Consider the following 12,600-nt stretch of genomic DNA (forward strand, 5'->3'; position numbering starts at 1 on the left):
GGGATATTTTCACCTGCGGCAAGTGCCCCGACGTGGGCCTATATTTCAAAGGAGCCAGATTATGGAACGCGATCCTGAAAATTCATTTGTGAAGCAGAATACACCGCAAAAACCCTCGCCTGTCAAAGCCATGATTACGTGGCTGATAGAGACTGATCGTGAGGTGCGCGCAACTCAGTCGATCGTGAACGAGACGCAAGACAAACACCAAAAATAATTGAGGGGAAAAATGCGGTGGGTTTCCCTTTTACAAAACTAATTCAGCCTTGTGTGAACAAGATCACAGAACTCGAATCAGATGTTAGGTATTTGTTAGGTATTGAAGTGACCGGTAAAAAGTAGAAAGCCTCGCAACAGGTGTTTCAAAGGTAACAAGGGAAATTATTTCACGGTCCAGAGGGGGAATCTGGTTGGTTTTTGGAGTGGCCTAAGGCCAGCGAAACTGACGAATTTTGGATACCCCTCTGATTTTTACTCTCCCCAGGGTCTGTTATTAGCCTTTTTATAGGTGCAGACAGACAACCCCCCAAGCCGCTCGTGCTCGGGGGGTTGTTTCTTTTCAGGAATGGAAAGTGTTTATCAGGCTGACTTCTTGCCTTTAACAGGCGCCCAGATCCGTTTGTTTGTCAGGTACAACAGTACTGACAGGATCGTCAGGAAAAGCACGCCGACAAAACCGGCCTGTTTGCGTGCCATCATTTTAGGTTCAGCGGTCCACATCAGAAACGCGGAGACGTCTTCTGAAAGATGATGCAGGTCATTTGCATGGCCGTCCGCAAATTCGACAAGCTCGTCATCCAGTGGCGGCGCCATTGAGATCCAGCCGCCGGGGAAGGCCGTGTTCTCATACAATACGATGCCTGCTTCTTCTTTCTCTTCGCCTGTATAGCCTGTCAGGAGCGACGCGATGTACTCAGGACCACCAATACCCTTGAAGAACTGGTTGATCCCCAAGCCATAAGGCCCGTGGAAACCCGCACGCGCTTTGGCCATCAGGCTCAAGTCAGGCGCATTCTCCAAACCGGATTCCGGAAAGTGATCTGCCGGCTTAGCAGGACGGAAATCTTCGATTTCTTCGTCGTAGACTTCGAAGTTCTCAGCATAGGCCCGGACCTGATCTTCCGGCATCGCTGGGCCACCCTCTTCGGACAGCGAGCGGATCGCAACGAACTTCAATCCATGGCATGCGGCACAGACTTCGGTATAAACCTGAAGGCCCCGCTGCAGCTGGTTTTGATCGAAAGTTCCGAAAGGCCCTTCGAACGAAAAGTCGAAGTCTTCGATATGCGTGTCATAGGCGCCAGCCGCCAGACTCGCCGTGGCAAACCCAAAGGTCGCCACAGCACTCAGTATAAGTCTTCTGAACATTTTCTTTTGTTCCTTTACTCGGCCGGTGTTGCCAGCGGTTGCGATCCACCATTTGCGGCAGCTTTTTGGGCGGCGACGTCGGCTTCGATGGTTTCTGGCCGTGCCAGCGGCTTTTCGATCACACCCAGCAACGGCAGGATGATCAGGAAATACGCGAACCAGTAGGCGGACCCAATCAAGGCAATGACCGGGTAGATACCTTCGGCAGGCATTGCGCCAACCCACATCAGCACAAAGAAGTTCACGACGAACACCCAGAACCACCACTTCAGCATGGGACGGTAGCGTGCGGAGCGAACAGATGATGTGTCCAGCCAAGGGGCCAGCGCCATCACGACGATCGCACCGAACATCGCAAGCACACCGAAGAACTTGGCATCGACGATACCACCGGTGATGAAGGATGCCAGTTGCACTGCCCAGACAGTATCATCGAACGCACGCAAAATGGCGTAGAACGGCAGGAAGTACCATTCGGGCACGATGTGTGCAGGCGTCGCAAGCGCGTTGGCTTCAATGTAGTTGTCCGGGTGGCCAAGGTAGTTTGGCATAAAGCCTACGATTGCGAAGTACACCGCAAGGATAACCGCCAGCGCAAAGAGGTCCTTCATGACGAAGTAGGGCCAGAATGGCAGCGTGTCTTTTTCTGCTTCTTCCTTGGACGTCCGACGCACTTCCACGCCTGTCGGGTTGTTGTTGCCCGTGGTGTGGAAGGCCCAAATGTGCACCACAACCAGCCCCAGAATAACGAAGGGCAGCAGATAGTGCAGAGAGAAGAAGCGGTTCAAGGTTGCATTGTCCACCGCTGGTCCACCCAGCAGCCAAGTTTGCAGCGCTTCACCAACGAAAGGAACCGCGCCGAACAGGCCGGTGATAACGGTCGCACCCCAGAAGGACATCTGACCCCATGGCAGAACGTAGCCCATAAAGGCCGTGCCCATCATAAGCACGTAAATCAGCATGCCGATGATCCATGTAATCTCGCGTGGTGCCTTGTAAGAGCCGTAGTAAAGCCCGCGCAGGATGTGCGCATAGACCGCCACAAAGAAGAGCGACGCGCCGTTTTGGTGCATGTATCGCAGCATATAGCCGCCATTCACGTTGCGCATGATGTGCTCAACCGATGCGAAGGCGTGGTCCACATGCGGCGTGTAGTGCATTGCGAGGACGATGCCCGTGACGATCTGCAAAACCAGTACGAATGTGAGGACGATACCCCAAATCCACATCCAGTTCAGGTTCTTCGGTGTCGGGATCATAAGTGTGTCGTACATCAAGCCAACAATCGGCAGTCGCTTGGCGAGACTTTTCTCCCAGGCTGCCTTTGGCTCGTAGTGATCGTGAGGAATTCCACCCATTCGTTTTCTCCCTTACCCGAGTTGGATCGTGGTATCATCCACGAATACTGCTGTTGGTACCGGCAGGTTTGTTGGTGCTGGACCTTTGCGAATGCGGCCGGAGGTGTCGTAGTGTGAACCATGGCAGGGGCAGAACCACCCGTCATAATCACCCGCATCGCCGAGCGGTACGCAGCCGAAGTGCGTGCATACGCCCATCATCACCAGCCACTCACCGCTTTCATCCAGTGAACGGTTCTCATCGGATGCATCCGCATCAGGGGCGATGTTTGCGTTTTCAGCCAATTGGTCCGGCAAATCGGCAAGATCAACGGCGCGCGCGGCGTCGATTTCCTCTTGGGTCCGGCGACGGACGAATACGGGCTTGCCCAACCATTTCACGGTCAACTGCGTGCCGGGCTCGATCCCGCTCACGTCAACCCGGATGGATGACAAGGCCAAAACGTCGGCTGTCGGGTTCATTTGATTGACCAAAGGCCAAATTGCGGCCCCTGCGGTTACTGCACCGGCACCTGCCGTGGCGTAGTAAAGGAAATCCCGCCGGGTGCCTTCGTGGTCTTCTGCATGCGACACAGGTTTACTCCTCTTAGGGGCCGGTTATACGGCCAATAGCGATTTGGCCGCGTAGAACACGACATTTGCTTGTTGGGCTATGTAGCGCCGTGGTTTGGTTCAGTCCAGTGACCTTAAACGCGCAAACCGTCGCAGTCCCCTAATGTTTTTGACAAAAACACGGATTCGGGCTGTTTTTTTAAACGGTTGGGAAAGGTTCATGCCGCTGGCGGGTGAGTCGCACGCATTGAGGGGCGCGAATCAAAACCCGCGTGCCATTTCGCCAACGCTTCGTTTCCCTCTCGCCAGTTGCGCGCATCATGTCGGAAATCGAGGTAGGACAAGGCACAAGCCACCGAAATATGCCCCATCGTCAAAGGGCCTGACAAATGGCTGATCCAACGTGTGTTCAGGGCAAAAAGCGTGCGCTCGATTTTTGCCCACTGCGCGTCGATCCACGCTTGCGAGACCCGTTCGGCATCCCGCAGGCGCAATTCGTAAACCATGGATACACCTGAATCCATGATACCGTCCCCTGTCGCTTCCAAGGTCAGTGTTTCCCAGCGCGACGAGTTCTGCGGATAAAATGCGCCGTTGAACAAATGATTGAGATAGGCCGTTATCACGCGGCTGTCATAGAGGGTAATGCCGTCGTCGCGTTCAAGGGCAGGCAAACGCGCCAGCGGATTGGCCGTCTTGAGCGCCTCATCCGACGCAAGCGCTGTCGTCGTGACCGTTTTCAGCGTCACAGCATCGGTCTGACCAAGCTCATGCAGCAAAACGGTGACTTTGCGCACGAAAGGTGACGCTGGCGAATGGTAGAGTTTCATAGGATGGCCCTCACTATATATAACGATGGTATCAGAGCCGCTAGCTCTGTCCATCCACCGCGCGCATCAGTGCCGACAACAGTTTCAACTCGGTGCCCTGACCATAGGCGTCAACATGATCCGCAGCACTCTGTCGTACTTCGGGCGCTTTGTTCTGATTAAGTTTCCAAGTCCCCTCAACCGACGTCAGAACCATCCGGCAGGGCACAATCGCGCGCATCATGCGTGTCATCACGCCATCCGACATCTTATCTGTCGTCCATGGTTGTTTGGGGACAAGTCGATCCTCGAAATGCGCCGATTGCCGATCCAGAATGCCGTGCAACTCGTCCTGCGGGCGCAACTCAAGCTCTCCGGTGAGATGCACAGCCACGTAATTCCATGTGGGCACCTGATCGATCACACCATACCAATCGGGCGAAATGTAACTGTCAGGGCCAGACACCGCGATTCTGGCCGCGCGGTTTTCTGTCAGCGCGCGCACAATCGGGTTGGAGCGTACAAGATGCAGCCAGACCGTTTTGCCGTCGTCATCCACCAGAAACGGGATATGAGACAAAAGCGGGCCATTTTCACCATTCACCGCAAGCACGCCGAAGCCTCGTTCACGCGCGAAGGCAAGGTTTTCGATCTCTTGTCGCGTGTGAAAAGCCGGGTTCGGGTGCATCGTTTTGCCTTTGTAGTGTGTCGTATTTGGTCTTGCAGATTTTTGAAACTATTGGCAACCTTGGCGTATTCTCAGGGCGGGGTGAAATTCCCCACCGGCGGTATGTGGGGCCTGACCTTACGAGCCCGCGAGCGGCCTTTCCCGAACTGAAAGGTGTCAGCAGATCTGGTGAGATGCCAGAGCCGACGGTCATAGTCCGGATGAAAGAGAATGCGACCGCAAGAAGGCACGCCTGTGCCTTTTCGCGGGCGTGATCGCCTTGGGTGGACGTGTCGACCGCAAAAAAGGAGATCACTATGACACACACCCGCTTCGCCTTTGTCAAAGCACAATGGCATGCCGATATTGTCGACCGGGCCTTGGATGGCTTTACCGAGATAATTCCCGCGGCACAGGTCGATGTTTTCGACGTGCCCGGCGCTTTTGAAATGCCCTTGATGGCGCGTGATCTTGCAGGCACCGGGCGATATGATGCCGTGGTCTGCGCCGCATTTGTCGTGGATGGGGGTATATATAGACATGATTTCGTGGCCCAGACGGTCGTGGATGGTCTGATGCGCGCGGGGCTGGACACAGGTGTGCCGGTGTTATCCGTATCCCTGACACCGCATCATTATCAGGAAACCGATCATCACAACGAAATCTACCGCAGTCATTTCGCCACCAAGGGGCGCGAAGCGGCGCAGGCGGCCTTGGGTATCCTCAAAACCCGCCAGTCGCTCAGCGCGCGCAGCGCCGCATGAGGCGTCTGACGAAATACCGGGAACATCACATATCAACTGACGCGTTGAAATCTCTGATTTCACGCAGCACTGGATGATCCGGGTTTTTCGCATGACGCTCTAACCGAGGTAGGCGCGCAATGCAGGCGGCGGGTTGTTCATCAGATCCGCCGCAGGTGCAGGCGCATGCGCGCCCCCGCCTTCGACAAAGATCACGTCATCTGCAATCCGCGCGACGTCTTCCGGCGCATGTGTCACCATGAGCAGCGTCGCCCCCGTTTCGGTTGCCAGCTCTGCGACCAGATCAAGCATCTCATGTCGCAAGGCAGGACCAAGCGCGGCAAAGGGTTCATCCAACAGCACAAGCGGCTTATTCTGCACGAGAACGCGCGCCAGTGCCGCGCGGCTTTGCTGACCGCCTGACAAGGCCCCCGGCAGGCGCGCCTCAAACCCCGCGAGGCCAACCCGACTTATGGCGGCAGCAACATGGGCCTTGTCATCCGCGCTGAGCTTGAGGTTGGGGCGCAGGCCAAGGCTGACGTTTTGCGCAACACTCAGGTGTGGGAACAGGTTGTTGTCCTGAAACAGCATCGCGATGGGCCGATCACCGGGTGCCGCGTCGCTGACGTCCTTGTCCGCCAGATGGATACGCCCCCGGGCAAGCGGGATAAAGCCACTGATCGCGCCCAGTATCGTTGACTTTCCCGCACCAGAGGGCCCGATTACAGCAACTTTGCGCCCCTGTTGCACCGTGAAATCCGCGTCCAACGCAAAGCTGCCTTGGGCGATTGATACGTTGTCAAGTACGAGCATACCAGCGCGCCCCCCTGTCAAAGCTCCAGAAAATGCCAAGTGCCATGGCCAGCAATATCAGCGCAGCACCCGCCGCCGCTTCGGTCTTATAGGCCCCCATCAGGCGATACATCTGCAAGGGCAGCGTTGTGCGATCCGGGTCCGAGAACAGTGCGATGACGCCAAGGTCACCAATCGACAGTGCGCCCGTCAGCCCAGCGGCGAACCCGATCTGCGGCAGCGCACGCGGCAGGATCACCCAGCGCCAGGTGGTCCACCCGGTCATGTTCAGGGTCATGCACAGCCGCCCATGCGACTGTAGCGCCTCGCGAATTCCCGGCACCATGATGCGCAGCGCAAAGGGCAGCGCCATCAGCGTGTTGACCACTGCCGTTACCAAAAGCGACAGGCTGACAGGATCAGCAATCGGGTTGATCAGGATGAACCACCCGGTGCCGATCATCAAAGGCGATGCAGACAGTCCCAAAAGGCCGATAGCCTCAACACTGCCCCGCGCATGGATGGCGATCCAGCCGGCAAGAGGCAGCGCAACGGCCAGCAAAACGCATACACTGATACCCGCCACCCAGAGCGAGGTCAGCGCCGCGCGCCACACCGAGGCGGGCACCTCTGGCAGGCCGATCAGCCCTGACACCGCCACCGAGAACAGCGGCAGCAACAAAAACCCAGCACCGAGCAGGATCGCGACGCCGTCCCCGAACCGTTGCAGACCGCCGCGCCCGTCCCATCGTTGCACCGGCCGGTCCATCCCACCGGTCAGTGAAATCTGCGGGATGATCCAAAGCGCCAGCACGGCAGCGCCGCCCGCCAGAACAAGCTGGATCACCGACAGCAAAGCCGCCTTTGACAGATCGAAATCAAAGCGGAACGCCTGATAGATGGCCAGTTCGATTGTCGTCGCGCGCGGACCGCCCCCCAGTGTCAGAGCAACCGCAAAGCTCGTCAGACAAATCACAAAGATCAAGGCGGCCGCACCGGGCAGAATACGGATCAGCAGCGGCACCTCAATGGTGCGAAAGATAACCCATGGCGACAGGTTCAGTTGCGCGGCAAGGCGAAACCGCTCTGCCGGGATGCTCTGCCAGCCTTGCAGCAACAGGCGTGTGGCCAAGGGCAGGTTGAAGAACACATGGGCCAATACCACACCGTGTAAGCCATAGATCGACACCGGCGGCAAACCCAAGGTGCCAAAGGCGGCATTGACCCACCCATTGCGACCAAATACGGCCAGCAGACCCAGAACCGCGACGATGACCGGCAGGATAAAAGGCGCACCCAGCAAGGTGATCAGCATCTGACGTCCCGGCAGGTCACGCCGCGCCAGCGCACGGGCCAGCGGAATGGCCAGCACCACGGATATCGACGCGGACAGGACGGACTGCACAACAGTAAAGCGGATGGCTTGCCATTCCGCAGCCCCAAAGCCCGCGCTGGCCTCGGCCCGCAAACCGATGCCAAGAAACGCCAACAGGACCGCCGCGACCACCAAGGTGCCCGCAACGATCCCCGCACGTCCGCTTATTGGCTGAGCGCTGCGCGCCATGTCTCAATGGCTTCTGCCTGAAGCGCGGTTGCATCGGCTTCGGAGTAAAACAGCACCTTGTCCGGCAGCGGCAATTGCGCCCAGCCTTCGGGCCATTGATCCTGCGGCAACGCAGATGGCAACGACCAGTTGGCCGCGGGGATCGAGGATTGAAAGCTCTGGCTCATCACATAGGCCATGAAGGCATCGGCCAGTTCAGGCTGATCCGTCGCTGCGATCTTGCCGACGGTTTCGACCATAAAATAGTGGCCCTCGGGGAAAATCGCGGCCTGTCTGGTGAAATCATCCTCGGCAAACATGTGGTAGGCGGGTGAGGTGGTATAACTCAGTACCATGTCTGCTTCGCCATCGGTAAACATGCCGTAGCTGGCCGACCAGTCCTTGGTCACGGTCAGGATGTTCGGCGCGAGCTTTTCCCAGGCCGCGCCTGCGTCATCGCCAAAGACAGATTGCACCCAAAGCACCAGCGCCAGACCCGACAAAGACGTGCGCGGGTCCTGAATGACGATTTTTACATCATCGGGCATGTCCAGCATGGCCTCGAAACTCGCGGGCGGGTTGGCAACTGTCGCTGTATTGTAAACGAAGGCCGCATGCCCGTAGTTGAATGGCAAGAAGGTGTCATCCGTCCAGTCAACCGGCAGTGTCAGCGCCCCGTTGTCTTGCCCGTGCGGTGCAAACAAGCCGGTCGCACGTGCTTTGGATGTGACATCCGACGTCAGACCCATCACGACATCAGCCTTGGTTCGCGCGCCTTCCAACAGCAAACGCGGCACAAGATCACCGGTCGAAAACTGCAGATCGCACCCGCAAATCTCTTCAAACCCGGTTTCGATCATCGGGCCGGGCCCCCATTCGGAGGTAAAGTAATCGCCCGCGTAGACGGTAAGCACGGGCGTTTCAGCCGCAGCCTGCGAGGCCAACACGATGCCAGCAGTTATCAGAGTTCTTCGCATGATCTATCCTTTTCAAATGCGTCGAACGGCGAAAGAGGATGATATGCTCAACCTTCCCTCCGCCGGTTCTAACCGGTTCAGGTTCTACGGGTCCGCGCGCGTGCGCATCTCAGCCGGATTGGCCCCCCGAGGTAAGCAGGGACGTATTACGCGCGGCGGGGCTTGGCAAGCGATAAGGGCTTGAGGCGCTCGGTCTGCGCGGCTAAGCACCTGTGCTAAAGGAGCACCGCCGATGTCGATGAATTCATTTGGCCATCTTTTCCGTGTCACCACGTGGGGTGAAAGCCATGGCCCCGCCCTTGGCGCCACTGTGGATGGCTGCCCGCCCGGTGTCGCAATTGACGCGGGCAAAATTCAGCACTGGCTGGACAAACGCAAACCCGGGCAGAACAAATACACCACGCAAAGGCGCGAGGCGGATGAGGTCAAAATCCTCTCCGGCACCTTCGAAGGGGTGACGACCGGCACGCCGGTTCAACTGATGATCGAGAACACGGATCAACGCTCCAAAGATTACGGCGATATCAAGGATAAATTCCGCCCCGGCCATGCGGATATCACCTATTTCCAGAAATACGGCGTGCGTGATTATCGTGGTGGCGGCAGGTCCTCGGCGCGCGAAACAGCAGCGCGTGTAGCCGCCGGTGGGCTGGCGCGCGAGGCGATCAATGCCATCGCACCGGGGATCGACATCAAAGGTTACATGACGCGTATGGGCGCGCATGAAATCGACCGCTCCCGGTTCGACTGGGATCAGATCGACGCCAACCCCTTCTGGACGCCCGATGCGCAGGCGGCGGATGAGTGGGCAAACTACCTAGATGGGCTGCGCAAGTCGGGCAGTTCCGTAGGCGCGGTGATCGAAGTCGTCGCGCGTGGGGTCCCCGCAGGTCTGGGTGCGCCGATCTATGCCAAGCTGGACACGGATCTGGCCGCCGCGATGATGAGCATCAACGCCGTCAAAGGTGTCGAGATTGGCGAGGGTATGTCCGCCGCCATGCTGACCGGTGAATTGAACGCCGATGAAATTTCGATGGGACCGGATGGCCCAGAGTATTCATCGAACCATTCCGGCGGGATTCTGGGCGGTATCAGCACCGGGCAGGATGTTGTGGTGCGTTTTGCCGTCAAACCGACCTCAAGCATCCTGACCACGCGCAAGACGATCACCAAAAGCGGCGAAGACACCGAGATCATCACCAAGGGCCGCCATGATCCTTGTGTCGGCATTCGCGCCGTTCCCGTTGGTGAGGCAATGATGGCCTGCGTTTTGCTCGACCATCTGCTGCTCCACCGGGGGCAGGTTGGCGAAAATCAGGGTCATATCGGGTAGCAGCCATGCATTCAGCGCCGTGCCCGCGCGCTTGATCTTTGCAAGACGGGCGCGCACAGAAGGCTTATGGCAACCGATCTGACCCAAAACAAACCCGGCCGCGCAATCGCCCTGAAGCTCTGCGCGGTCTTTCTGTTTATGGTCATGGCGGCGCTGATCAAATCCGTATCACCCCATGTGCCACCCGGTCAGGCCGTGTTTTTCCGCTCCTTCTTTGCGCTGCCGGTGCTGGTGCTTTGGTTGTGGCAACGAGGTCAGTTGCGGCAGGGGCTGGTGCCGTCCAATCTGATGGGGCACGTCTGGCGCGGTATTTTTGGCACATCGGCGATGGGGCTGACCTTTGCCGGGCTTGGTCTGTTGCCTCTGCCCGAAGTGACCGCCATCGGGTACGCGACGCCCCTCTTTGCCGTGCTCTTCGCCGCGATTTTCCTTGGTGAGCGCGTGCGCATCGTCAGATTGTCTGCGGTGGCATTGGGTCTGATCGGTGTCATGATCGTCATTGCGCCCCGCTTGTCCGTCGGCGCGGATGCCTTGACATCAGCGGCGACCGTGGGCGCGGTTCTGGTATTGATCGCCTCGATCCTGCGCGCGATGGTCCAGATCCATGTGCGTCGCCTTGTGCAGACTGACACGACGGCCTCCATCGTGTTTTACTTTTCCATCACCGCCTCAACACTGGGGTTGCTCACGCTGCCGTTGGGATGGGCGACGGGGCTGGATGTGCTGACATGGACTGCACCCCCGGCCTGGGTCATCTGGATGTTGATCCTGTCGGGCCTGATCGGCGGCATCGCACAGATCATGGTCACCGCCTCGTACCGTTTCGGCAGCGCGTCCATGCTGGCGCCTTTTGACTATGCCTCGATGATCTTTGCCAGCTTCATCGGATATATCGCCTTCGGCGAGTTGCCCACCGGACCCATCCTCATCGGCGCGAGCCTCGTGATCGCGGGTGGCGTCCTGATCATCTGGCGCGAAAGGCAACTCGGGCTGGACCGCAGCAAGTCCAAACCGAACGTCCCACCGTCCGGGACGCCCTAAAGCGTCATGCGACAAACCCGAAGCACATAACGCTGCCTGAAGTGAAGGATTTCAACGCGTCAGGTGATATGCGATGTTTCTGGTATTTCCTCAGACGCCATGGGACGGGACCGTGTGGCAGGCCGAAGCCTCAATCACCAGACCATCCGGACCAAAACGCAGTGTTTCTGCCGCCTCAACATCGTTCTGGTTGCGATAGGTGATGACAATCATCGCATGACCGATGAACACATTCGTCACGATGAAGGAAAGGCCGGGTTGTTGATCCAGCGCCTTGATCCAATAGTCACGCAGCGCGTCGCGACCTCTGATTTCGCCCTGACCGACCAGCCGCATCGCCTTGCGCGACCGGAACACAACGTCGGGCGCATAATGCGCCATGATCCGGTCGATGGCGTGAGAATTCCACGCGGCCTCCCATTCAACAGCGAAGGCCGCGTAGTCCATTTGGTCAGACTCGTACCAGAGTTTCATAGCCTTGGGCGATGTCGCGGGTCAGGCTGCCGACCTCGAAATTGTAGTCGCCGATTTTTCCAACGGGTGTGACCTCGGCTGCTGTGCCAGTCAGCCAGCATTGTTCAAACCCTTCAAGCTCCTCCGGCATGATATGCCGCTCATGCACTTTGACCTGACGGTCTTTGAGCATTCCGATTACGGTCTGGCGTGTGATCCCGTTCAGGAAACAATCGGGGTCAGGCGTGTGTACTTCGCCGTCCTTCACGAAAAAGATGTTGGCACCCGTCGCCTCGGCCACATAGCCACGATAGTCAAACATCATGGCATCCGAACATCCCTTGGCCTCTGCCGCGTGTTTTGACATGGTGCAGATCATGTAAAGACCGGCGGCCTTGGCATGGCTTGGGATGGTTTCAGGGCTGGGACGTTTCCATTTGGAGATATCCAGCTTTGCGCCCTTCATCTTGGCGTCGCCATAATAGGCACCCCATTCCCATGCCGCAATCGCGAGCCTGACCGGGTTTCGCGCGGAGGCGACCCCCATGTCTTCTCCAGCGCCGCGCCATGCGATGGCGCGCACATAGGCGTCCTGCAGCCCGGATTTTTCCAGCACCTCGACCTTGGCGGCTTCGATCTCGTCGATGGTAAAGGGGATCTCGAAATCAATCATCTGAGCCGACCGCTTGAGGCGTTCGGAATGCTCGCGGCTTTTGAAAATCTTGCCGTTATAGGCCCGCTCCCCCTCAAAGACGGATGATGCGTAATGCATGGCATGGGTCAGAATATGCACATTTGCATCGCGCCAATCTACCATCTGGCCATCCATCCAGATATGTCCGTCACGATCATTATAGGCACCCGCCATGGTTTTTCCTTCCGTGATTACCCATCGCATTTTTCATAAGTTGCGCCGATCGGTCCGCATCGGACATAAAATTGCGCAAAACCTGCGATTCGATAT

14 protein-coding genes and 2 riboswitches are annotated in these 12,600 nt (G+C 57.7%); of the genes, 4 read left to right on the plus strand and 10 right to left on the minus strand.

Annotated elements, in window-relative coordinates; translation table 11 throughout:
- The first annotated feature begins 61 nt into the window (after window positions 1-61).
- Complete coding sequence (locus RLO149_RS23870; protein WP_013963815.1) at window positions 62-217, plus strand: hypothetical protein; 156 nt, start codon at window positions 62-64, stop codon at window positions 215-217.
- A gap of 362 nt (window positions 218-579) precedes the next feature.
- Here the strand turns inward: RLO149_RS23870 and RLO149_RS19590 are convergent, their stop codons facing one another.
- The 5 genes from RLO149_RS19590 to RLO149_RS19610 form a co-directional block, all read right to left on the minus strand.
- Window positions 580-1,368, minus strand: a complete 789-nt coding sequence (locus RLO149_RS19590; protein WP_013963816.1) for a cytochrome c1 — start codon at window positions 1,366-1,368, stop codon at window positions 580-582.
- Window positions 1,369-1,382: 14 nt separating this feature from the next.
- The gene (locus tag RLO149_RS19595) at window positions 1,383-2,726 is read right to left on the minus strand and encodes a cytochrome b (RefSeq protein WP_013963817.1); all 1,344 of its coding nucleotides are present in this window, start codon (window positions 2,724-2,726) and stop codon (window positions 1,383-1,385) included.
- A 12-nt stretch (window positions 2,727-2,738) separates the two neighbouring features.
- Window positions 2,739-3,299, minus strand: coding sequence for a ubiquinol-cytochrome c reductase iron-sulfur subunit (gene petA, locus RLO149_RS19600; RefSeq protein WP_013963818.1), 561 nt, complete (start codon window positions 3,297-3,299; stop codon window positions 2,739-2,741).
- Between the two features lie 197 nt (window positions 3,300-3,496).
- Entirely contained in the window at window positions 3,497-4,108 is a 612-nt protein-coding gene (locus tag RLO149_RS19605; RefSeq protein ID WP_013963819.1) for a glutathione S-transferase, read from the minus strand.
- Between the two features lie 40 nt (window positions 4,109-4,148).
- A complete protein-coding gene (locus RLO149_RS19610; protein ID WP_013963820.1) occupies window positions 4,149-4,775 on the minus strand; it encodes an FMN-binding negative transcriptional regulator in 627 nt (208 codons plus the stop codon).
- A 63-nt stretch (window positions 4,776-4,838) separates the two neighbouring features.
- A riboswitch (FMN riboswitch) is annotated at window positions 4,839-4,991 on the plus strand.
- 74 nt (window positions 4,992-5,065) lie between these two features.
- On the opposite strand from RLO149_RS19610, the gene RLO149_RS19615 reads away from it, so the two are divergent.
- Window positions 5,066-5,518, plus strand: coding sequence for a 6,7-dimethyl-8-ribityllumazine synthase (locus tag RLO149_RS19615; protein ID WP_281015736.1), 453 nt, complete (start codon window positions 5,066-5,068; stop codon window positions 5,516-5,518).
- Window positions 5,519-5,617: 99 nt separating this feature from the next.
- Here the strand turns inward: RLO149_RS19615 and thiQ are convergent, their stop codons facing one another.
- From thiQ to RLO149_RS19630, 3 genes are read right to left on the minus strand one after another with little or no spacing between them, the layout of a single operon-like run.
- The gene (thiQ, locus tag RLO149_RS19620) at window positions 5,618-6,310 is read right to left on the minus strand and encodes a thiamine ABC transporter ATP-binding protein (RefSeq protein WP_013963822.1); all 693 of its coding nucleotides are present in this window, start codon (window positions 6,308-6,310) and stop codon (window positions 5,618-5,620) included.
- Window positions 6,297-7,853 carry a thiamine/thiamine pyrophosphate ABC transporter permease ThiP gene (locus RLO149_RS19625; protein WP_013963823.1) on the minus strand — a complete coding sequence of 519 codons (1,557 nt, stop codon included), beginning with the start codon at window positions 7,851-7,853 and terminating at the stop codon, window positions 6,297-6,299. Before RLO149_RS19625 ends, thiQ begins: the two co-directional genes overlap by 14 nt.
- On the minus strand, window positions 7,829-8,809 hold the full coding sequence (locus RLO149_RS19630; protein WP_013963824.1) for a thiamine ABC transporter substrate-binding protein: 981 nt from the start codon (window positions 8,807-8,809) through the stop codon (window positions 7,829-7,831). Before RLO149_RS19630 ends, RLO149_RS19625 begins: the two co-directional genes overlap by 25 nt.
- Window positions 8,810-8,846: 37 nt before the next feature.
- A riboswitch (TPP riboswitch) is annotated at window positions 8,847-8,948 on the minus strand.
- A gap of 93 nt (window positions 8,949-9,041) precedes the next feature.
- On the opposite strand from RLO149_RS19630, the gene aroC reads away from it, so the two are divergent.
- Complete coding sequence (gene aroC, locus RLO149_RS19640; RefSeq protein WP_013963825.1) at window positions 9,042-10,142, plus strand: chorismate synthase; 1,101 nt, start codon at window positions 9,042-9,044, stop codon at window positions 10,140-10,142.
- Window positions 10,143-10,208: 66 nt separating this feature from the next.
- A complete protein-coding gene (locus RLO149_RS19645; RefSeq protein WP_013963826.1) occupies window positions 10,209-11,183 on the plus strand; it encodes a DMT family transporter in 975 nt (324 codons plus the stop codon).
- Window positions 11,184-11,273: 90 nt separating this feature from the next.
- Here the strand turns inward: RLO149_RS19645 and RLO149_RS19650 are convergent, their stop codons facing one another.
- On the minus strand, window positions 11,274-11,630 hold the full coding sequence (locus tag RLO149_RS19650; protein WP_013963827.1) for a YybH family protein: 357 nt from the start codon (window positions 11,628-11,630) through the stop codon (window positions 11,274-11,276).
- Between the two features lie 4 nt (window positions 11,631-11,634).
- Window positions 11,635-12,504, minus strand: coding sequence for a branched-chain amino acid aminotransferase (locus RLO149_RS19655; RefSeq protein ID WP_013963828.1), 870 nt, complete (start codon window positions 12,502-12,504; stop codon window positions 11,635-11,637).
- Window positions 12,505-12,600: the final 96 nt, after the last annotated feature.

Source organism: Roseobacter litoralis Och 149 (assembly GCF_000154785.2).
GTDB lineage: Bacteria > Pseudomonadota > Alphaproteobacteria > Rhodobacterales > Rhodobacteraceae > Roseobacter > Roseobacter litoralis.

What these genes read in the sequence shown, in the direction of transcription:
- RLO149_RS23870 (WP_013963815.1), top strand. Translation starts at nt 62, where the DNA reads ATGGAACGCGATCCTGAAAATTCATTTGTGAAGCAGAATACACCGCAA.
- RLO149_RS19590 (WP_013963816.1), bottom strand. Translation starts at nt 1,368, where the DNA reads ATGTTCAGAAGACTTATACTGAGTGCTGTGGCGACCTTTGGGTTTGCC.
- RLO149_RS19595 (WP_013963817.1), bottom strand. Translation starts at nt 2,726, where the DNA reads ATGGGTGGAATTCCTCACGATCACTACGAGCCAAAGGCAGCCTGGGAG.
- RLO149_RS19605 (WP_013963819.1), bottom strand. Translation starts at nt 4,108, where the DNA reads ATGAAACTCTACCATTCGCCAGCGTCACCTTTCGTGCGCAAAGTCACC.
- RLO149_RS19610 (WP_013963820.1), bottom strand. Translation starts at nt 4,775, where the DNA reads ATGCACCCGAACCCGGCTTTTCACACGCGACAAGAGATCGAAAACCTT.
- thiQ (WP_013963822.1), bottom strand. Translation starts at nt 6,310, where the DNA reads ATGCTCGTACTTGACAACGTATCAATCGCCCAAGGCAGCTTTGCGTTG.
- RLO149_RS19625 (WP_013963823.1), bottom strand. Translation starts at nt 7,853, where the DNA reads ATGGCGCGCAGCGCTCAGCCAATAAGCGGACGTGCGGGGATCGTTGCG.
- RLO149_RS19630 (WP_013963824.1), bottom strand. Translation starts at nt 8,809, where the DNA reads ATGCGAAGAACTCTGATAACTGCTGGCATCGTGTTGGCCTCGCAGGCT.
- aroC (WP_013963825.1), top strand. Translation starts at nt 9,042, where the DNA reads ATGTCGATGAATTCATTTGGCCATCTTTTCCGTGTCACCACGTGGGGT.
- RLO149_RS19645 (WP_013963826.1), top strand. Translation starts at nt 10,209, where the DNA reads ATGGCAACCGATCTGACCCAAAACAAACCCGGCCGCGCAATCGCCCTG.
- RLO149_RS19650 (WP_013963827.1), bottom strand. Translation starts at nt 11,630, where the DNA reads ATGGACTACGCGGCCTTCGCTGTTGAATGGGAGGCCGCGTGGAATTCT.
- RLO149_RS19655 (WP_013963828.1), bottom strand. Translation starts at nt 12,504, where the DNA reads ATGGCGGGTGCCTATAATGATCGTGACGGACATATCTGGATGGATGGC.